Raw genomic sequence first — 20,797 nt, forward strand, 5'->3', positions numbered from 1 at the left:
TCAGCTGAGCTTTAATATTTTATTACCAACGCCACATTGCAGGCATTTCTTGTAATTACAATAGTTATTTTTTAGTTCGAGCAGTGCCTGCGATTCAAATGCGTTTGTAATTTTCACCCCTAAGTTAACAAAATCTGCGGTTATATTGTTCTTTTCGGCCGGTAAATTTTCTAACAGCTTTAAAGCTCTGCTGATATAATATTGTTGCTGGTGGTGTTTGCCATAACTAAACAGGAATAATGCCAGGGTATTGATAAGCAATATATCAACCGAAGCAGCACCCATAACTTTGGGCGATGATTTTGAAGGTACATCAAACCGGTAATGATCGTCCCAATACTCGTTTGTTTTGATGGATGCAAAGAGGTTTCGTAAGGCATCGATATCCTTTATCTCCAATATCTTCGAAAACAGGTGGTTAGCATTCACTATAAGCGCGGCAAATTGCGCCAGTCTTATGGTTGGAAAATTGGGTGGCCTTAGGCGCATAAATTTCCATAGGTGATTTTCTATCGGTTTAAGACCGTATTTTTTTCGCAGGTAATCATATTCCTTTTTTAGTTTAACAGGGTAATCGTCGCTCAGTCTACCCTCTAAAAAACCTGCCTGCCCAAATATGAGCGCTTCAATTTGCATTGGGTTATTTTTATTTTTGGCCAATGTAAGTTGTGGTAACGATTTTGCCAACAGCTCAAAGGGCAGCGCATTTGTTTTAAAACCAAAATTGGCAGCCAAAAACTGGTAAAATGTTTCTTCCCAATCGCCACGGTTAATGGCAAGTGCGGCTATTACTGCAGCCGATTTCTTCTCCAGTCGTTCCACCAAAACACGGGTAAGCCAATTGTGCATTATTAAACCATCAACTGCGCCGATGCTGGCTTCGCATGGTATGACAGTTTGGTTGCCGAATATCATCTGGTGGTAACGGGCATATAATTCTGCCGGAACCCTGTCTTGTAACTGCAGCGTAGGTACCGTTCGCCCATTGTTTAGTTTTAAAGGTAAATCGTTGTTGTAAACTACATGCAGGATCACATTATTGTAAGCATCGTCGGTAGTGTGCCCGTGCTTTTGCCAGTCGGAGGCCGAAAGGTGAACCTCCACATTACCAGCCCAAAGGGTTTCACCAATTTTAATCCGGGCGTTGTGAAAATCAGGCCCTGCATCGGTATTGTGAACACCGGTAGAAAATATCTCCAGTGCCTCGCCATCCTCAGTTCGCAGATCTAAACGGTCAAATAAGCGAAATTTCCATACGTAGTGCAAAAAATCTTCGGTGAAAAGCATGCTTTAAATATAGTGAGTAGTTGATTTAGTTGGATTAGGTTGATTAAGTTTTTTGTGCGGTAATTTGATTATAGTACTTTTAGGTTTTAATCTACATCTAAATAAAATTATGACCGACTCAACCGTATCTATACCTAAAACAACCGGTGGCCGCATTAAATCAATTATTGGCGGCTCGTTAGGCAATTTGGTTGAATGGTATGATTGGTATGTATACTCGGCATTTTCACTTTATTTTTCCAGTTCTTTTTTTCCAAAAGGCGATCAGACAGCCCAGTTATTAAATACCGCGGGCGTATTTGCCCTCGGCTTTTTGATGCGCCCGATAGGGGGATGGCTAATGGGTACGTATGCCGATAAGCACGGCCGGAAAAAAGCCCTCACTGCATCAGTGCTGCTCATGAGCCTTGGCTCGCTTATTATTACCATTACCCCTGGCTACCAAACTATTGGAGTAGCGGCGCCGTTGCTATTGGTATTGGCCAGGGTTATACAAGGTATTAGTGTTGGCGGCGAATATGGAACAAGCGCCACCTATTTAAGCGAAATGGCGGGCCGGAAGCACCGGGGTTTTTATTCCAGTTTCCAATATGTAACCCTCATTATGGGCCAGTTGTTTGCCCTGGGTTTATTGATATTACTGCAGCGAATATTTTTAACCGAACAGCAGTTACATGACTGGGGCTGGCGCATCGCTTTTGGCATCGGAGCCTTCCTGGCTGTAATCACCATGTACCTGCGCCGTAGTTTACAGGAGTCGGCATCGTTTTCAAAGGAAAAAGACAAAGCCGATACACATGGCACGATAACCGAATTGGCAAAGCACCCTAAAGCGGTGTTAACTGTTATTGGCCTCACGGCAGGCGGTACATTGGCGTTTTATACCTTTACTACTTATATGCAAAAGTTCCTGGTAGATACATCGGGTTTTAGCAAGGCCGAAGCTACCTTGATTTCAAGCCTTACTTTGCTTGTATTTATGCTGATACAGCCATTATTTGGATTACTATCTGATAGTATAGGGCGCAAACCATTGTTGATTAGCTTTGGCGTTTTAGGCACGATAACAACTATTCCGATACTTACATTGCTTGGCGGTACAAAAGACGGCTGGATAGCGTTCGGCCTTATTTTGGCAGCGCTTATTATCATAAGCGGGTACACCTCAATTAATGCCGTTGTAAAAGCCGAACTTTTCCCTGCAAATATAAGGGCGCTTGGTGTTGGTTTCCCGTATGCTATAGCTGTTTCTATATTTGGCGGCTCGGCCGAGTATATTGCATTAGGCTTTAAAACCCTGCATCATGCCCAGTGGTTTTACTGGTATGTAACGGTGTGCGTCGCCTTGTCGCTGGTGCTTTATATAACCATGAGGGATACCCGGAAACATTCGAAGATGGAGGAGGATTAGGGGATTTGAAAATTTGAAAATTTGAAGATTTGAAGATTTGAAAATGATTTCTCTGAACCAGAATTTATCGAATTAAGGAATTATTTTTATTTTCAAAATTCTGGAAATTCAAATAATTCGACAAGTCAGTTCAGACAAATTCTTAAATTCTGAAAATTCTGATTCAGACAGTTGGATTAGCTGAATAATCTTTCCACAACTCATCCAGCGTTTTGCCGGTCTGCTGTTTCCAGGTATTGTCGGTAAATGTATGGTCGCGCATTTTGGCATCGAACGTTTTTACTATGCCGGGCTTGCTTTTTTCAAGCCAGGCCAGGAAACGGGCGGTAACACGATAACTGTTATCATAGTTTTGGCTGGCTTTATAAGCCGGTAACGACCAGTTTGCTGCCGGGTTATTAACGCCAAATTTGAATCGCGCATAATCGGCAATACCTTCTGTTAGCCAGCCCGGACCGGTGCTTTGGCCATAATCCTGTACAATGTGCATTACTTCGTGAGTTACCACATCAATATCTTCGGGGTGTTGGTGCATCCACCGCGAGCTGATGGTAACAATGCCGTTCGCGGTTTCGGCCACGCCTTTATAGCTGGTATCTATAATCATGGTAACTGCCCTCAGCGTTTTTTTGTTGTAGGCATTTGCCAGTTCAGGATATACTTTATAAAATGTATTTATCAGCTTGGTTTTCAATGCGGTATCAAGTGTGCTATCATAATTGATAAAGGTAAGCTTGTAACCGTTTTTGTTGTAGCTGCTGGTTTGCTGGGCGTAGGACGTGCTTACCATCAGCATTAAAAATAAGATAGATAAGATTGATGTTTTTTTCATTGTTTTGGATAAAATAGATTGAATTTCAAAACTACCATTTTAAATTAAACCCGAATATTAATACCATTCGTTTATCAGCATCGTTACATAAAAAGTTATTAATTTTGCCCGCATAACATTCATGGGAATTATCCCGACATCTATGGCCGATAGCAACAATTTATACCAGTTGGCAGTTACATTATTGCAGCAACTGATATCTATACCATCATTTAGTAAAGAAGAAGACCGTACCGCCGATCTGATTAACGAGTTTTTACAACAACATGGCGTAATCACCCATCGGAAGCTTAACAACATATGGGCATGGAACAGGTACTTTGACCCGGCAAAACCAACCATACTGCTCAACTCACACCACGATACTGTAAAGCCGAATTCCGGCTACACACGCGATCCGTACGATGCTAAAATTGAAGACGGTAAGCTTTTTGGCCTTGGCAGTAATGATGCCGGCGGTTGCCTGGTATCGCTGATAGCCGTATTTCTTTATTTCCACGATCGGGAAAACCTAAAATACAATTTTTGCCTGGCTACCACCGCCGAAGAGGAAATCTCGGGTGTAAATGGCCTTGAACTCATAATCCCCGAACTGGGTAAACTTGATTTTGGCATAGTAGGAGAGCCTACACTGATGCAACTGGCCATTGCCGAACGTGGTTTAATGGTGCTGGACTGTACCGCCCATGGCCGCGCCGGCCACGCAGCCCGCGAAGAAGGTGAGAACGCCATCTACAAAGCACTAACCGATATTGAATGGTTCCGCAGTTTTAAATTCCCTAAAGAATCGGAAGTTTTTGGACCAATCAAAATGTCGGTTACTATTATTAATGCAGGTTCGCAGCATAATGTGGTACCGGCAAGTTGTGTGTTTACTGTTGATGTGCGGGTTACAGATGCTTACCGCAACGAGGAAGTTCTGGAAATCATCCGCCAGCATGTAAGCTGCGATGTAAAACCAAGATCTATCCGCTTAAAACCATCATCTATTCCCAAAGAACATGCCATTGTACAGGCCGGTTTAGCATTAGGCCGCACAACGTATGGTTCGCCAACTACCTCAGATCAGTCGCTGCTGGATATCCCGTCCATCAAAGTTGGCCCCGGCGATTCGGCAAGGTCACATACAGCAGATGAGTTTGTATATGTAGATGAGATAAGAGAAGGTATTGATTTGTATATTAAGATGTTAGAGCGTATTAATTAGCCCCCTAACCCCCTGAAGGGGGAACCATAGTTACAAATTAGAAATTCAAAAAATTCCCCTTTCAGGGGGTTAATGGGTTAACGAGCTTCCGGCCAACGCGATAGCGACCCCCAAAAGCACGGCCCCCATTTTTCGTAAGTTGAATTTATGATCGGCACTTGATTCAAACAAAATTGTGGTGGATATGTGCAGGAAGATACCTATAACCATACCCATCATCCGGTTAAAGTAATGCTGCAGGTTACCAATATTACTGGTGCTTAATGTATTACTAAAAAAGTAACCCGCTGGCGCCATTACTGCAAATAGCAAAATGAAAAACACGGTTTTATTCCGGCCTTGTTTGTTAGTAAGCAGCACAGTACCTAAAGCAAATGCAGCAGGGATATGGTGTAAGGCGATACCGTAAACTAATTGATCCTGGTTACCTTGTGCCAGCGGCATGCCTTCTAAAAAAGCATGCAGGCAAAGGCTTACCATAATACCCACCGGAAAAACAACCAGGTCGTGGTCGTGCTGATGCTTGTGCATGTGGCCGTGCTCAATACCGTCCGAAAATAGCTCTAAAACAATCTGGAAAAGGAAACCGGCCAGGATAAATACCCCCACATAATTATCATTGCCGTGGTAAGCATCGGGGATTAAATGCAAAACGGTTATGCCAAACAGGTATGCCCCGCTGAATGACAGCACCAGTTTGAGCATTTTATGATTATTGCCCCTGAATAAAAAAACAGATAAGCCACCAAACGAGGCGCTTAAAAACAACAGTAAAACTTTCCAGGTCTCCATTAAAAGGCAGGTTGTATTTTTTTGAAAATATAGGCAAAAAGCAATCCTACTAACGATCCATAAATGGCCCCACAGATTACATCAACCGGGAAATGCACTCCCACGTACACCTGGGCAAAGGATACAAGACTTGCCCAAAATATAGCCCCCAACCATACCCAGCGCCACTTTTTGCCAAAAACAAGGCATAAAAATATAGCCATGGCAAAATGATCTGTTGCATGGGTTGACGGGAAACTGTAACCCGTTCCGCATGGAATGCGGTTAATATCGGTTAAACCAACTACCGGATCGCGGCAGGGGCGAAGCCTTTGTACCTGATGCTTGATGAGGGTAGCGCTAGTAAAATCGGCAAAGCCTGCTGTAGTTGCTAACAGGATGATGATAATAGCGCCCACTTTTTTATATCGCCATAAAGAAAAAACAACTATGAAAATATACAGCGGAATCCAGAATTTAGGATTACGAAACCAGGGCATAACCAGATCAAAGAACGGATTGGTCAGGTCGTGGTTGATGAAATAAAATAAATGCCGGTCGAGTTGTAGGATATAATCAGGCATTGATGAATTTTATAGTAAAGTCCAAAGTTATCAAATACTTTAAACAAGTTTTATAGCAAGCGGCTAATTACAGATAAAAGACTCATGTTTTACCAGTTATATACGGATGAAAGCAAAACGGCGTTATCCTTGGTAAAAAAGCAAGTGGTTATAAAACAGTTTTTTGAAGTTGTTTGAGGCGTTTTTTACTGAGCAAACGTTTGCAGAAAAATATAAATTGTACAAGCCTATCGTTTAAATATTTTACTTTTGTCCAACAAAAACAAATACAATTTTGACACTTATAAAATCTATTTCGGGGATACGCGGTACCATTGGTGGTGCCGCCGGCGACGGTTTAACACCGCTGGATATTGTAAAATTTACGTCGGCTTATGGTGCCTGGGCCGTCAAAAAATCGGGGATTAAAAAAATTGTGATAGGCCGCGATGCCCGCATATCGGGCGCTATGGTTAATAACCTGGTGATAGGTACCTTACAGGGCCTTGGCATAGATGTAATTGACCTTGGCCTTTCAACCACGCCAACGGTTGAAGTTGCCGTTACCGGCGAGCAAGCCGCAGGCGGTATCATCTTAACCGCAAGTCATAACCCAAAACAATGGAATGCGCTTAAACTGCTTAATGCCGATGGCGAATTTATAAGTGATGCCGATGGTAAAGAAGTACTGGAAATTGCCGAAAACAGCGATTTTAATTACGCCGACGTAAACGACCTTGGTAAGGTTATCCAGGATGATAGCTGGCTGCAAAAACATATCGACCTTGTACTGGCATTGCCGCTGGTTGATGTAGAAGCTATAAAAAAAGCCGATTTTAGTATCGTAATTGATTGCGTAAATTCAACAGGTGGTATTTTTGTACCGGCTTTATTAAAAGCACTAGGTGTTAATACCGTTCATGAATTGTATTGCGAGCCTGACGGCAATTTTCCGCATAACCCGGAACCGTTGCCGGAAAACCTCACAGCATTATCAAAAGAGGTGTTAAATCAACGCGCCCACTTAGGCATAGCCGTTGACCCGGATGTTGACCGCCTTTGCTTTGTTTGTGAGGATGGCAACATGTTTGGCGAGGAGTATACATTGGTAGCGGTGGCCGATTATGTGTTGCAGAATAATTTAGGCAATACCGTATCCAACCTGTCGTCAACCCGTGCTTTACGCGATGTTACCGAGAAGGCCGGCGGCGAATATCACGCGTCGGCAGTAGGCGAGGTGAATGTGGTTAACAAAATGAAAGCAGTTAATGCCGTTATTGGTGGTGAAGGCAATGGTGGCATTATTTACCCCGAAATACATTATGGCCGTGATGCTTTAGTAGGTATTGCTTTGTTTTTAACCCACCTGGCTAAATATGGCCAATCGGTTTCAAACCTGCGACGGTCATATCCCGGCTATTTTATTTCGAAAAATAAGATCACTTTAACACCGGAAATGGACATTGACGCCCTTTTGACCAAGGTGGAAGAAAAATATATGAAACAACCGCACTCAACAATTGACGGTTTGAAAATAGAATTTGATAAAGAATGGGTACATTTGCGTCGTTCAAATACTGAACCGATTATTCGCATTTACTCCGAAGGCAATTCAGAAACGGTTGCAAACGGGTTGGCAAATAAGATAATCGCGGATATTAAAGAAATTTTGAATTAATTATTGAATTATTGATTTAGTGAATTCTTGAGTTAGAAGATAACAAATAATCAAATCCATAATTCAATTAAGAGTTTTTACAAGTTAACTGACCCGTTTGTTGAAGGATTGAATTGATGAATTGTTGAGTTTGCTCTTCAAATCACTAATTTAGTAATTCAATAAATCAATAATTACTATAACGATGCGTGTTTATTTTGATAATGCTGCTACTACGCCGCTTGACCCTGAAGTTTTAAAAGAAATGTATAAAGTGATGGAAAACCATTATGGTAATCCATCTTCAATTCATTCACATGGGAGGGAGGCACGTACGCTAATCGAGAGATCGCGCAAAACAATAGCTAACCTGCTGCATACTTCGCCTGCCGAGATATTTTTTACCTCTAGCGGCACCGAGGCGGATAATACAGCTATCCGTTGCGGCATTATCGACCATAACATTACCCATGCCATTACCAGTCATATTGAGCACCATGCTGTACTGCACACGCTGGAGGCCATGGAAAAATCAGGTATCATCAAATTAAGCTTTGTTAATGTCGATAGCAAGGGCAATATAGATTACGATCAGCTGGAGACGTTGTTGAAAGATAACGCCAGGAGTTTTGTATCTATTATGCATGCCAATAACGAAATTGGCACCTTATCGGATATGTACCGCATTGGCGACCTTTGCGAGGCTTATAACGCCATTTATCATTGCGATACGGTACAGACTATGGGGCATTATCAACATGACCTGAGTAAACTTAAAACTCATTTTTTGGTTTGCGCCGGTCATAAACTGCATGGCCCTAAAGGTGTAGGTTTTTTACACATTAACCACCGCATTAAAATAAAGCCTTTAATATATGGCGGCTCGCAGGAGCGCAACATGCGTGGCGGTACCGAAAATATTTACGGCATTGTTGGCCTGGCAAAAGCTTTGGAACTGGCTTATGCCGAAATGGAGCAACATCAGGCACATATCCAGGGCTTAAAGTCATACATGCTGGGTAAATTAACCAGCGAGATCCCCGGCGTTAATTTCAACGGCGAAACTGATCCTGAGAAAAGCCTGTACACGGTGCTTAACGTAGCGTTCCCAGAAATGGAAATGGCCGATATGTTATTATTTAATTTAGATATCAGCGGAATATCAGCATCCGGCGGCAGCGCCTGCAGCTCGGGCACTGATATTGGTTCACACGTGCTCACCTCGATAGGTGCAAGCTCCTCAAGGCCATCTGTAAGGTTTTCATTCTCCAAATACAATACCAAAGACGAAGTTGATTTTACTGTAGCCAAGGTGAAAGAACTTTGTTTGGTGAACGCGTAAGCTCCTCACTGACATGTTATATAGGTAGTAAGTCCGTGGATTCCGAAAGGGCAATGACGTGTAAAATAAAAACTGTCATCCTGACGAAGGAAGGATCTATTAGCGAACTTTTCTAACGGTCATGCACTGCTGACAGATCCTTCCTTCGTCAGGATGACAGAAAAATTGAAGTCCGCGATTGCCGCGCTACACCCGCAATGAAATAATGCTCTTTTAGTGTTTTTTAGCGCTACTAATCCTTCATCGGCAGATCTGAAATTTGCATATCTGCACATTTACCTAGAAAGTTATTTTCTTAATTAGAAAACAATATGGCATTTTAATGGGTTTATAATTAGTAACTAAAATTAAAACCTATGAATATGCATAATGAAACCTGGGAAAACCAGGATAGCAATTATCAAAATGCCCGTTCGGTTTCTGTAAACAACGGCGATGCCTATAACGCGAACCGTGACTTGGAAGATGATGGCGATGATTTGGACGAAGAGTTTGATGTAACCGACGAGTATCCAAACGAAACGCCGGAAGAACGTAAAACCAGGACAGAAGGCGTTGGCAGCCATACTCAGGCCGAAGTTGACCAGCCTGATAGAAGCGCCGATACATCTTATAGCGAACAAACCGACGTAACCCCGCCAAATAAAAAAGAGTTTCCGTCAGTGGGACCTGCTAAAACAGATTTTGCAAGTCGCCCGCACGGCCGGACAACAGGCCGTATGGTAGGGCATGAGCCGGGTACCGAAGGTATATAAGCTTGTGGCTTTAATCACATTATAAAACTCGCTGCTTGAAAATAAGAAGGGGCTATCCGTATCGGCCAGCCTCTTCTTTGTTATCATTTCTTACAATAATGAGTTAAACTTTTGTTATCCTAAGTGGTAAAATCCACAGACTCTGAAGGAAGAATGACAATGATTTACCCCCAATGTCATGCTGAACTTGTTTCAGCACCCCACATGTTAAGGGTACTTTATGCGGGTCACTATCCTGTAGGATCCTGAAACAAGTTCAGGATGATTTCCGTTTTTCAACTTGTCATGGGCTGTTATCAAATTTCAAGAAAGTATAAAGGAGAAATAGTATTGTAAAAAGAGCAGTCATCTGCGTTCAGCCGGGCGTTGTTAGCAACGGTATCTTTCGTGCGCCTTTTGGGACAATAAATTGACCCATAATAAGTTGATATATTATACAAGAATGAGGACAGTTAACTGAAATTCCGAGTATAAACCGGGAACCCAGACTTATCACCGAACTAAATCCGTAGCCATGAATCAAATACCTATGGATATTTCGTAGAATTAATATTTTAACCTAAAAATATAGAGGAGGATAAGATCATGAGAAAGTATGGAGAACTAAACCAGAACCGGGGTGACGACATGTGGATAAGGAGCACTAACGTTAATGCGGATATGACGGCCGGTAATCATACGCTTGAAAGGAATGGCCCCAACAGAAAAAACCTGAAAGTTTTGCATGAAGACGGCAGCTTTGCCGATCTTCCTGACCGTGATATACCGGGCGCCGGTGCACTATCGGGCTGTATAACAAAATAATTTTTGGCAACAAAAACAAAGGCCACCCAAAACGGGTGGCCTTTGTTTTTATATCGAATTAACGAAACTTAGTTTTTCATCATTTTTAAAAACGATGCCAGTTTCTCTTTCATTTCCCTGCGGTCAACTATAAAATCAAGGAAACCGTGTTCCTGAACAAACTCTGCGGTCTGGAAGCCTTTGGGCAAATCCTTTTTGATAGTTTCTTTAATAACCCTTGGGCCGGCAAAGCCTATCAATGAACCAGGCTCGGCAATGTTGATATCGCCCAGCATAGCATATGATGCAGTAACACCACCTGTTGTAGGGTCGGTTAACAAAGATATGTAAGGGATTTTAGCTTGTGACAGTAAAGCCAGCTTAGCCGATGTTTTGGCCATTTGCATTAATGAAAATGCGGCTTCCATCATCCTTGCACCACCAGATTTGGATATCATCAGGAAAGGGATTTTGTTGGCTATGCTATGATCTATAGAGCGGGCAATCTTTTCGCCTACTACAGAACCCATCGAACCACCTATAAAATTAAAATCCATACAGGCAATTACAATGTCTTGTCCGTCAATTTTACCAACAGCCGCGCGTATAGCATCCTTTAAACCGGTTTTTGCCTGGGTTTCTGTTAGCCTGTCGGTATATTTTTTGGTGTCTTCAAAATGCAGTGGATCGCCTGATGTTAAATCGGCAAATAGTTCTGTAAACTCGTTATTATCAAACAAAACAGAAAAATACTCTTTTGAACCTATACGCAGGTGAAAGCCACAGTAATGGCAAACATATTGATTTTCAACCTGCTCAGAATAGTGTAAAGGTTTCTTACAATTAGGGCATTTATTCCAGATACCATCAGGGGTTTCTTTCTTTTCCTCAGTAGTCGTAATTATCCCTTTCAACTCTCGTTTAAACCACGCCATATCTATGTCTAACTCTTTCAATTGACTACAAAGAAACGAAAAAAATTAGATTTGAGATATTAGATGTGAGATTTGAGGCAGAATTAGTTCAATATGTTTTATTAAAACCCCTAAAGCTATCTGCATCTAAGATTGCAATAATCTATACTTACATCTTAACCGAATATAATAGCTATCGAAAATTGGGATTGGAAACGGCGTTAAGCACTTAGAAAACAAATAAATATTCAAAAATCTCATATCTTGTATCTCAAATCTCACATCTAAATGATAACTTCGAGGCCCAAATAAAAGCTCATGGATTTAAAAAATTATAAAGGTGTTCTGCACGGCGATCAGGTGCAGGAACTATTTGAAGCAGCTAAAAAGCATCAGTTTGCTTTACCGGCGGTAAACGTTATTGGTACCAATACTATTAACGCAGTTATGGAAACAGCTAAGCTGGTAAATTCCCCGGTTATTATCCAGCTATCAAATGGCGGTGCACAGTTTTACGCCGGCAAATCATTAGATAATTCAAAACTACAGGCCTGTATTTTAGGTGGTGTATCTGCTGCAAAGCACGTTCACTTATTAGCCGAGCATTATGGTGTTGCCGTTATTTTGCATACCGACCATGCTGCAAAAAAATTATTGCCATGGATTGACGGCCTGTTGGAACATGGCGAGAAGTTTTTTGCCGAAACCGGTAAACCGCTTTTCTCATCACATATGCTTGATCTGTCTGAAGAGCCTATCGAAGAAAATATAGAAATATCTGCTAAATACCTGGAGCGTATGGCCAAAATGGGCATGACGCTTGAAATTGAATTAGGTGTTACCGGCGGCGAAGAGGATGGCGTTGACAACTCCGATGTTGACAGCTCACGTTTATATACCCAGCCAGAAGAGGTTTCTTACTCGTATGAGCATTTATTAAAAGTGAGCCCACGTTTTACTGTGGCAGCTGCTTTTGGTAATGTGCATGGCGTGTACAAACCGGGCAACGTTAAATTACAGCCGGTTATTTTGCACAACTCACAAGAGTACGTAAAACAAAAATTTAACCTGGCAGAGGAAAAGCCTATCAACTTTGTATTCCACGGTGGTTCTGGTTCAAGCCAGGAAGAAATCCGCGAGGCTATTTCATACGGTGCTGTAAAAATGAATATTGATACCGATATGCAATGGGCATACTGGGAAGGCATTAAAGATTACTACAAATCAAAAGAAGGTTATTTGCAATCGCAAATCGGAAGCCCGGATGGCGAAGACTCGCCAAACAAAAAATATTACGATCCGCGTGTTTGGTTACGTAAAGGCGAAGAAAACTTTGTTAAAAGACTTGCTGCCGCTTTCGAAGACCTTAATTGTATCGACGCAACCAGCAAATTATAATATTCATTAAAAACTAACAAAAGCGCCTGTACATTTGTTGTACCGGCGCTTTGTTGTTTAACGAAGTGGCCCTTCTAAATTTAAAAATCTAAAAAATGGCCCAGATCGCAAAAAAGAAGAAGAATTTATTTGAAAGGTTTGCCAATTGGGCAACAACAGCTACCGGCAGCTCTGCAGCTTTTATAACTGCCATAACCGTAATTATAGTGTGGGGCATAACTGGCCCTGTATTTAATTATTCGGACACCTGGCAGCTAATCATAAATACCGGTACTACGGTAATCACCTTTTTAATGGTTTTTTTGATCCAGAAATCGCAAAATAAAGATTCAAAAGCCATACATTTAAAGCTGAATGAGTTGCTGGCCTCGCACCAGGGTGCAAGTAACCGGATGGTTGATATTGAAGACATGAACGAACAGGAGCTTGATCAATTGCACAAGTTTTATGTACAATTGTCTGAACTTGCCGAACGGGAAGACGATATCACCTGTACACATTCAATTGACGCCGCTGCGGCAAATCATAACAGTAAATTGGAACACCTTAAAACAAAGCCACATTACACCAATGCCCTCAAAAACAGAAGTAAAAAAAGTTACTGAGCACGCCGATCTGGATAAAGTATTTGCCGTACGCCGCGAAGTGTTTGTTATTGAACAGGATTGCCCGCCCGAACTGGAGTGGGAGTTTGAAGATGAATCGACCCATTTTTTGGCTACTGTTGACGGAGAAGCAGCCGGGGCATGTCGCTGGAGAAAAACTGATAACGGTTATAAATTGGAGCGCTTTGCCGTATTACAAAAATTCAGGGGATTTGGCATAGGACAAGCGCTGGTAAAAACCGTATTGGCCGATTTACCTAAAGATGCCCAATATATTTACCTGCATGCCCAGGTACAGGCAGTATCGTTATACAAGAAATTTGGCTTTGAACAAACCGGGCCGGAGTTTGAAGAGGCTGGGATAAGGCATTATAAGATGGTAAAAAAATAAACTGGTATTTGCTGTTACCTAATCAAACAACTCCTGTTCATCTGTATAATAAGTTTTCCTCGAGCCTTCTTTTATCCTGATTTCTGCGCCCCCGGGGCTGTGGGTCTTTTTTGAGTTATGGATCAGCATAAAATCCCTCACCTCACCATTGATGATATCCGGGTTTGATTTAAGAATGGCTTTTTCGGCATCCTTTAAAACATCCTGAATTGATTTTGTAAGGCTGGCCAACTTGTCTGCCGGAATTTTACCGCTTATCGAAAAAGGAGAGATGCCCGCATGCCACAGGATCTCGTCTGCGTAAGCATTGCCTATACCGCGAATGATCTTTTGATCTAACAGTACGGTTTTAATATTGGTTTTTGTTTTGGCCAGGCGTGTCTTTAAAAAATCAGCATCAATAGCCATAGCATCCGGCGATTCTTTTTCTTCGGGATTTAAGGTTGGATTGGCAATACCCTGGAAATCGGTAAGCGCCAGGCCGGTACCATCGGTAAAATGCAGCTCGATGATGGGATATTTATTTTCATTTTTTCCTTCAAACAAAAACAGCTTGCCATGCAACATTAGGTGAAGGGACAGGATATCGCCTTTGCTGAATTTAAAATAAAGTTCTTTGCCTTCGCGGTACACCTTATCTAGCTTTTGGCCTTCAAGGGTATCCTTTAGTTCTTGATGTGTTACGTTTAATTTTTTAGCATTAACTATAACAACTTCCTTAACGGTTTTTCCGCTTAATTTTTTGTCAAGATTTTGGCTGAAAGCCTGTAGGTCGGGTAGCTCGGGCATGGTGGTTGATGTTTTTAATCTAACCAAATATAAATAGTTTAGTTTTTAATTCGTTAACTGATTACCGCTTGCCCGGCCAAAGCCAACCGTGTCGCGGTACATTTGCGGCGATACATCGGCATTGGTTTTAAAAAAACGACTGAAATAGTATTCATCCTCATAACCCAGTTCCCAGGCAATTTCTTTTACCGGTTTATTGGTCAAATATAATTCGCGCTTGGCTTCAATGATAATGCGCTCGGCTATCAGGTTACTGATGGTTTTATTAAAATGATTTTTGGTAATACGGGCCAGCGCCTTTGCCGAAATGTTGAGCATATCGGCATATTCACTTGCACTATGTTTGGTTTTATAATGAACTTCGATAGCATCCTGCAGGCTTTGCAAAACAGATGGTTCTTTATTTACCTTATCAGGATCTCTGTTCAATGCTTGCTGATCGGATTTCAGCCGGGATGCGGTGATCAGGAAGATTTTGAGATACGATACCAGGATCTCGAACTGGGCCATGCCTTTGTTTTGCATCTCGGCCTTTACCTGGTTTACTACCATATCAAACGTGGCAGCACTTGCCTCATCAATTTTTACATATGGTGGGTGGTAAATATTATCAAATAAAATACCACTGCATGATACCTCTTTGTGATGTTTATGAATGCAAAAAAAATCGGGATGAAACTGGATAGCAATGCCATTGATAGGTTGCCCGGTAAACAGCATAAATGGCTGATAGGGCGTAAATGCCAGCAGGTTATCCTTTTCGAAATCGTATTCCGAAAAGTCGGATTTCAGCTTGCCCGATCCTTCTTTTATCCAGATAACCGAAAAGTAATTATTACGCTGCAAATGATCAAAATAGTTGTTATCGTCAAACCAAAAAAGCTTGAAGGCAAGGTTGCCCGTTAAGGGATCGACCAGGGTAAATGTATTTTGGTTCTCGGCCATCTATTTTGATGCTAATTGTGCTTTAAGCGCCGCGTTTTCGGCCCTTAGTTTATTAATATACTCATGCTGAACCGCAAACTCATCACGAATTTCGTCGAGTGTATACCTTGGCGTAATATGTTGCGGACAGTTCCAATCGTAAGCTTTTACTTTTAACAGGATAATCCTTTCAGGTTTAAATTTATAACCCGGCAGGTTTAGCTTATCATATAGTTCGGCGTTATTGTCGATATCTAAAATACTCGCTTCTGCAAAAATCTTAAGTCGGGCTTTTGCTGCCTGATCTAACAGGAACAAGGATACTTTGTTATTTGTAGCCAAATTACCCGTGGATATATATTGCTTATTCCCTCCAAAATCAATAAAACCCAGGGTTTCATGATCCAGCACCTTCAAAAAACCTTTTGGTCCGCCGCGAAACTGTATATACGGGTATCCGCTTTCGCTGATAGTTGACATGTAAAAGCTATCCTGCTGTGCTATAAAATCTTCTTCGTTTTCGGTAAGGCCATCAGTATATTTAAATTGCTCCTGCCGGCCGTAACTTGCACGGCTGCCGTAGCGTTCCTGGAAATCCTTTACAGCATCGGTAAAGGCAATTTGCGCGTAATTCATAACTTGAGTTTTAAAACAGTTTTCTGTCGGTTTCGGCAATAGGCATATCATTGATGCTGGCAGAGCGTTTTTGCATATAACCGTTTTCGTCAAATTCCCAAAGCTCGTTACCGTAGCTGCGGTACCATTGACCGGCGTGGTCATGCCACTCATATTCAAACCTCACGGCCATCCGGTTTTCGCGGAAACCCCAAAGTTCTTTCTTTAATTTATAATCCAGCTCTTTTTCCCATTTGCGTTTTAAAAACTGTTTAACCTCTTCGCGGCCGTTTATAAAATCGGTACGGTTACGCCACTCGGTATCAATGGTATAGGCCAGGCTCACTTTTTCCGGGTCGCGGGTATTCCAGGCATCTTCGGCAGCCTGCACCTTCTGTTGCGCTGTTTCTATATTAAAAGGAGGGAGGGGATAGCGTTTGTTTTCCATGGTGAAGTGTTGTTTTAAAGTCGATAAAAGTAGTGAAAGAGAGGCGAGAAGCAAGAATCAAGAATCAAGATGAAAATACCTGGAGCTGTCTTAATTCTTGACTCTTGATTCTTGACTCTTTTTACAAGGCTTCAACCGAATTGTAGGCGTTTACAACAGGGAAGTCGATATCTGTCTTCGCGGTATTATTAAAATAATTGGTTAAAACGTTTAGGGCTACGTGGCCAACAATTTCGCCTATTTCGCCATCCGTAAAGCCGGCGGCTTTTATGGCGGCTACATCAGCATCGTTTACAAGCCCTTGTTTTGCGGTTAATACGGTTGCAAATTTTAAAGCGGCGTCTGTTTTTGCATCCCTACTGTTTGCATTGCGGGCATCATTTAAAGCAGATGCATCAATATGCACCAATTTTTCGCCTATGTAAGTGTGTGCCGATAAACAGTAATCACAATTGTTTTTTTCAGATACCGCCATAGCCAACAACTCGCCGGTTTTTGAGCCAAGCTTGCCATGTGCCAGCGCGCCGCTAAAATTCAGGTATCCTTCTAACAACGCGGGCGAATTGCCCATGGTGCGCATCATATTAGGTACAACGCCCAACTTGCTTTGTATTGCAGTAAATAACTCTTTTGTTTTGCCTGTTGCTTCATCAGGACTTAGTGCTTTTAAACGTGCCATTACAGTGTGTTTTTGTTTGTCGTTATTGACAATACAAAAGTGCATACAGCGCCAAAGTTTCAACATGGATGAATTTCGTTAGTACATGGACAATTTTCCCTCCGGTCTTTTTTTACTTGTAAAGATTGGCAAACCGCTGAGATTTTATGACTTCCGGATCAAACGGATAATCGCTATAATAAAAAGTTCCTGTACCTTTTTGCAGCAACCTCTAAAGCTTTGTTCTGTGTTTTATTTAGCTTACCAAATATATTGTAGCTAATATCAACTGTGTTGGATTTTATCGTCCGTTTCCAATTGCCGGCAACCTGGTTGTCCATAACAATAACTGGATCGAAGACTACGTAGCGGGCTTGCTCCTTGTATTTGGGCATAACCAGCGCGTCACGATCTTTATAGGCTATGGCAAATTCGTCATAAGCGGGCAGTAAGTATGCTTTGTTTTTAGCCGGAGTGGCTTCTGTGTGATGTGGCATCCAATAAGTTTTTCCATCTATTACTTCGCTTATCAACTGCGCTTTCACATGCTCCAGCCCGGTAGCCGCGTCGGTAACAGTAAGTCCCGACCAATTGGCAAAATCATGTATAGTAGCCGGGCCGCGGGTGGTGAAAAAGCCCATTGCCAATTTAGTTAGCGCTTCGTCATGAGTTAGCGGTGGGGCAGAGGGCGCCCGGTCATCAAGCAGGGCATAGGTAAATTGTTTACCAGCGCGGCCTCCGTTGCAAATAATGCCATCAAGTTCGGCATGCATAAGTAAACAGGTAAAGCGCAAGTCGTCGGTTGGAATATTATTTTTGTTTAGCACATCAATTAGTTCTGCACGGGTAAGTTGTTTATTGCCCTGCATGGCCCTAATAAATACGTCGTTACATTTATTAAAGACAGGGGCATTAAGCTCAAATTTTTTATACATGCCTGCGTTAATGGCATTTATACGGGGTGCGGTGAGCGCCAGTATCCAACGGATATCGTCAGGTGCAACAAAGTGCCAGGTAGGCCTCAGTAAGTGCGTGCGTAGTATCCTGCCATCGGTAATAGCCTGTTCAATAATATTTTCATGCCCCGCAGACATTCGTAGCCCGATAGCCCATTTGGCCCCGGCATAATCCTGGGCTTGCATGGCCACCATGCGTTTAACAACATCCTCCGGTTTGTTGAAAATAGGATTGCTGATATACTGGTTAAACATCCGCAACCGGGCTACAGGATTATATTTCATAGATGGTATTTATTTATCCTGTAAATTTATCAAGCCTCAGTGACAAAGGCATGTCAGCAGGAAATTTTATAATATTAAAATGAAAATATTAACCTGTCCTATTTGGCAATAGCTATGGCATCAGGGGGCTGTTGGTTTGGCATTTACCGCACAAAAACGGGAACGATAATTTTAATATTTACAAACAAAAAACGTGATACTGAATGCATCACGCCGTAAAATATATCTTCAAAAAAACCTGTAAATCCTGTTTAGAAATCATGATACAAATTCCTGAACGAGCTTCTTAATCCAAAGGTAACCATGGTAGTTTTATTATCGGCTTTCGCGCTTTTTTCCTGCCTGTATAAGCCGCTTAACTCAAACCTGAGATTGTATTTAGGATTAATTAAAAATGAAATTGTGCCTTCGGCATAGTAAAGTTGGGTGCTCAATCCCTGGCCAACATTGGTGGTAGTAGTAGCTGTAGGCACAAATGGTTTGTTCACTATTTTGCCGTTACTTATACTGCTTAATGTATCTGTACCATATTTGGCATAGTTTATTTGTCCCTTTAAATCAATCCTGCCAAAGGAGTAATTCAAAATACCCAAAACTTCTCTGAAATTTGCGCCATAAGGATGCGCCAACGGATCTCCATAAAAGTTGTAGCTACTTATGGTATTGGCATTTTGGTAGGTATACGGTTTAACGGTGTTAAACTCGAAAAGGTAATTAAAACGTTTAACAGCAAAAAGATCGGCGCCGCGGATACCGACCTGTACGCCGTTGGTATTGTCGGCATTATTACCTGAGAAAAAATTACCGGCCTTAAACCTGTCAATCAATAACTGGGCATACAGCGCGGTTTTATCTAAAATTTTATATTTACCTGTAAAACCAACCAACGTATTGTCTTTAGGTTGTTGAGATGGCCCCAACGAACTGGAGAAGAAAATCGGGTTTATCATGTTGGCATCAAAACCGCGCCTGTTGCCGTTTGCATCGGCTTCCGGCGAAATAAGCGCGTTAAAGAAACCGAAGGATACCCGGTTACTCACGTTCCAGTCGATATAATGAAAAAATGCCCATTTGCGGCGGTTGCTGCCAAAAGTGTCAAATTTTGTTTCTTTCAGGTCTTCGATATAAGCCCAGGTTGCCATATACTGCACATGCTTACCAAGGTTGGCTGTAACCCTTAAAAGAGGCATATTGGCGGCATAATCTGATAGCAACAATGACCGGTATCCATCGCCGATAAACATTTTATCCTCGCCGAGGGTAACGTTGATATTTTTTGTTACGTTATAAGATAGGATTGCTGTAACATACGACCAATCTGACAGGCCTTTAGTTACGCCATAAAAGCGCTGATAAGCCAGCCCCGGTATAAAGCCGTTGGCATTAACAACCGTATTATAATAAGTAGGGAATTTTGCTTCGTTTTCATAACCACTGGTGTAAAATGAAAAGTTCTTACCAATGGTACCACCAAATTGATACCCGCGGGTATTCAGATAAATACTTGAGTTTACCGTCAGACTGGCCAACTGCCCCTGGGACGAAAATATCTGGGCCGGGCCACCTGTCTTCGCGCTAAAATCTTTACTTACGGTCAAATCCAGGATGATATCGCCATAAAAGGTGTAATTAGGCCTTTTAACGTCAAAAAGGTGTTCATTCAACAGTTTGCGTGTAAACCAGCTTTTACGGTCGGGATTTACCCCAACATTCATTACCGAGTCATAACTATGCTGGATGATGCTATCAATTAAAAAAGGCCGTAATGAGCTGTGGAAAGCGGTTTTTGTCGAATATATGTCGGCATTAAATTTTTGGTACAACTGGTAGGAGTTAGGCAGGTACGTTGACTGTGCCTTAACGCCTTGCACCGAAATCAGGATGATCGCGGCTAACAAAAATGATTTTCTGAATAGAAAGTAGTAGATTTTTTGCATCGCAACAAAATAAGTATTATTTATGGTAAGATAAAAATTTCGTTAGTAATAGATTTTGAAGACAGGCTTTAAAACGAAAGCTTTCAGATACCATAGCAAAGTTTATAGCCCTGTTGGCGCACCCGCAATAGGTTTTTTCTTTGGCTTTGTCGCCGGTCTTTTATTCGGATCTCCTTGTTCAAAAAAGTTAATAAATGTTAAATTTGGCACAGGCAAACTGTTTTTTTTAATTACCATATAAAAATAGTGATATTTGCCCGCGCGATAAA

General features: G+C 41.8%; 22 protein-coding genes. 9 read left to right on the forward strand and 13 right to left on the reverse strand.

Annotated elements, in window-relative coordinates; genetic code table 11:
* On the reverse strand, positions 1-1,287 hold the full coding sequence (locus tag AC1DXF_RS09995; protein WP_477448161.1) for a DUF2851 family protein: 1,287 nt from the start codon (positions 1,285-1,287) through the stop codon (positions 1-3).
* Positions 1,288-1,396: 109 nt separating this feature from the next.
* On the opposite strand from AC1DXF_RS09995, the gene AC1DXF_RS10000 reads away from it, so the two are divergent.
* Complete coding sequence (locus tag AC1DXF_RS10000; RefSeq protein ID WP_477448162.1) at positions 1,397-2,698, forward strand: MFS transporter; 1,302 nt, start codon at positions 1,397-1,399, stop codon at positions 2,696-2,698.
* Between the two features lie 163 nt (positions 2,699-2,861).
* On the opposite strand, the gene AC1DXF_RS10005 is transcribed toward AC1DXF_RS10000, so the two are convergent.
* A complete protein-coding gene (locus AC1DXF_RS10005; protein WP_477448163.1) occupies positions 2,862-3,530 on the reverse strand; it encodes a basic secretory protein-like protein in 669 nt (222 codons plus the stop codon).
* Positions 3,531-3,651: 121 nt separating this feature from the next.
* Here AC1DXF_RS10005 and AC1DXF_RS10010 point away from each other — a divergent pair, with 121 nt between their 5' ends.
* Entirely contained in the window at positions 3,652-4,737 is a 1,086-nt protein-coding gene (locus AC1DXF_RS10010) for a M20 family metallo-hydrolase (RefSeq protein WP_477448164.1), read from the forward strand.
* A gap of 69 nt (positions 4,738-4,806) precedes the next feature.
* On the opposite strand, the gene AC1DXF_RS10015 is transcribed toward AC1DXF_RS10010, so the two are convergent.
* Positions 4,807-5,529, reverse strand: coding sequence for a ZIP family metal transporter (locus tag AC1DXF_RS10015; RefSeq protein WP_477448165.1), 723 nt, complete (start codon positions 5,527-5,529; stop codon positions 4,807-4,809).
* Positions 5,529-6,092, reverse strand: coding sequence for a phosphatase PAP2 family protein (locus tag AC1DXF_RS10020; RefSeq protein ID WP_477448166.1), 564 nt, complete (start codon positions 6,090-6,092; stop codon positions 5,529-5,531). Before AC1DXF_RS10020 ends, AC1DXF_RS10015 begins: the two co-directional genes overlap by 1 nt.
* Positions 6,093-6,366: 274 nt before the next feature.
* Here AC1DXF_RS10020 and glmM point away from each other — a divergent pair, with 274 nt between their 5' ends.
* The 4 genes from glmM (at position 6,367) to AC1DXF_RS10040 (ending at position 10,629) form a co-directional block, all read left to right on the forward strand.
* Positions 6,367-7,749: a phosphoglucosamine mutase gene (gene glmM / locus AC1DXF_RS10025; protein WP_477448167.1), complete on the forward strand. Its 1,383-nt coding sequence runs from the start codon at positions 6,367-6,369 to the stop codon at positions 7,747-7,749.
* 184 nt (positions 7,750-7,933) lie between these two features.
* Positions 7,934-9,070 carry a cysteine desulfurase family protein gene (locus AC1DXF_RS10030; protein ID WP_477448168.1) on the forward strand — a complete coding sequence of 379 codons (1,137 nt, stop codon included), beginning with the start codon at positions 7,934-7,936 and terminating at the stop codon, positions 9,068-9,070.
* Between the two features lie 356 nt (positions 9,071-9,426).
* Positions 9,427-9,825 carry a hypothetical protein gene (locus tag AC1DXF_RS10035; RefSeq protein WP_477448169.1) on the forward strand — a complete coding sequence of 133 codons (399 nt, stop codon included), beginning with the start codon at positions 9,427-9,429 and terminating at the stop codon, positions 9,823-9,825.
* Positions 9,826-10,410: 585 nt separating this feature from the next.
* Positions 10,411-10,629 (forward strand): hypothetical protein, encoded by a 219-nt coding sequence (locus AC1DXF_RS10040; RefSeq protein ID WP_477448170.1) that lies wholly within the window; start codon positions 10,411-10,413, stop codon positions 10,627-10,629.
* A 68-nt stretch (positions 10,630-10,697) separates the two neighbouring features.
* Here the strand turns inward: AC1DXF_RS10040 and accD are convergent, their stop codons facing one another.
* Positions 10,698-11,543 (reverse strand): acetyl-CoA carboxylase, carboxyltransferase subunit beta, encoded by an 846-nt coding sequence (gene accD, locus AC1DXF_RS10045; RefSeq protein WP_090651024.1) that lies wholly within the window; start codon positions 11,541-11,543, stop codon positions 10,698-10,700.
* Between the two features lie 297 nt (positions 11,544-11,840).
* Here accD and fbaA point away from each other — a divergent pair, with 297 nt between their 5' ends.
* The 3 genes from fbaA (at position 11,841) to AC1DXF_RS10060 (ending at position 13,916) form a co-directional block, all read left to right on the forward strand.
* Positions 11,841-12,920 carry a class II fructose-bisphosphate aldolase gene (gene fbaA, locus AC1DXF_RS10050; RefSeq protein ID WP_477448171.1) on the forward strand — a complete coding sequence of 360 codons (1,080 nt, stop codon included), beginning with the start codon at positions 11,841-11,843 and terminating at the stop codon, positions 12,918-12,920.
* Between the two features lie 95 nt (positions 12,921-13,015).
* A complete protein-coding gene (locus AC1DXF_RS10055) occupies positions 13,016-13,525 on the forward strand; it encodes a low affinity iron permease family protein (RefSeq protein ID WP_477448172.1) in 510 nt (169 codons plus the stop codon).
* Positions 13,491-13,916 (forward strand): GNAT family N-acetyltransferase, encoded by a 426-nt coding sequence (locus tag AC1DXF_RS10060; RefSeq protein WP_477448173.1) that lies wholly within the window; start codon positions 13,491-13,493, stop codon positions 13,914-13,916. The genes AC1DXF_RS10055 and AC1DXF_RS10060 overlap by 35 nt, the downstream gene beginning before the upstream one ends.
* 18 nt (positions 13,917-13,934) lie before the next feature.
* Here AC1DXF_RS10060 and AC1DXF_RS10065 read toward each other — a convergent pair whose 3' ends face one another.
* The 8 genes from AC1DXF_RS10065 to AC1DXF_RS10100 form a co-directional block, all read right to left on the reverse strand.
* Complete coding sequence (locus AC1DXF_RS10065; protein ID WP_477448174.1) at positions 13,935-14,732, reverse strand: DNA-formamidopyrimidine glycosylase family protein; 798 nt, start codon at positions 14,730-14,732, stop codon at positions 13,935-13,937.
* A gap of 18 nt (positions 14,733-14,750) precedes the next feature.
* Entirely contained in the window at positions 14,751-15,650 is a 900-nt protein-coding gene (locus tag AC1DXF_RS10070) for a helix-turn-helix domain-containing protein (RefSeq protein WP_477448175.1), read from the reverse strand.
* Entirely contained in the window at positions 15,651-16,265 is a 615-nt protein-coding gene (locus AC1DXF_RS10075; protein ID WP_477448176.1) for a pyridoxamine 5'-phosphate oxidase family protein, read from the reverse strand. It abuts the gene before it with no gap.
* 10 nt (positions 16,266-16,275) lie between these two features.
* Positions 16,276-16,692, reverse strand: a complete 417-nt coding sequence (locus AC1DXF_RS10080) for a nuclear transport factor 2 family protein (RefSeq protein ID WP_477448177.1) — start codon at positions 16,690-16,692, stop codon at positions 16,276-16,278.
* 121 nt (positions 16,693-16,813) lie between these two features.
* The gene (locus AC1DXF_RS10085; RefSeq protein ID WP_477448178.1) at positions 16,814-17,371 is read right to left on the reverse strand and encodes a carboxymuconolactone decarboxylase family protein; all 558 of its coding nucleotides are present in this window, start codon (positions 17,369-17,371) and stop codon (positions 16,814-16,816) included.
* Between the two features lie 173 nt (positions 17,372-17,544).
* A complete protein-coding gene (locus AC1DXF_RS10090) occupies positions 17,545-18,591 on the reverse strand; it encodes a winged helix DNA-binding domain-containing protein (RefSeq protein WP_477448179.1) in 1,047 nt (348 codons plus the stop codon).
* 251 nt (positions 18,592-18,842) lie between these two features.
* Positions 18,843-20,528, reverse strand: coding sequence for a gliding motility protein RemB (locus AC1DXF_RS10095; protein ID WP_477448180.1), 1,686 nt, complete (start codon positions 20,526-20,528; stop codon positions 18,843-18,845).
* A gap of 102 nt (positions 20,529-20,630) precedes the next feature.
* On the reverse strand, positions 20,631-20,765 hold the full coding sequence (locus AC1DXF_RS10100; RefSeq protein ID WP_477448181.1) for a hypothetical protein: 135 nt from the start codon (positions 20,763-20,765) through the stop codon (positions 20,631-20,633).
* Between the last annotated feature and the right edge of the window lie 32 nt (positions 20,766-20,797).

The sequence above is a fragment of the Mucilaginibacter sp. P2_A5 genome, assembly GCF_056404995.1.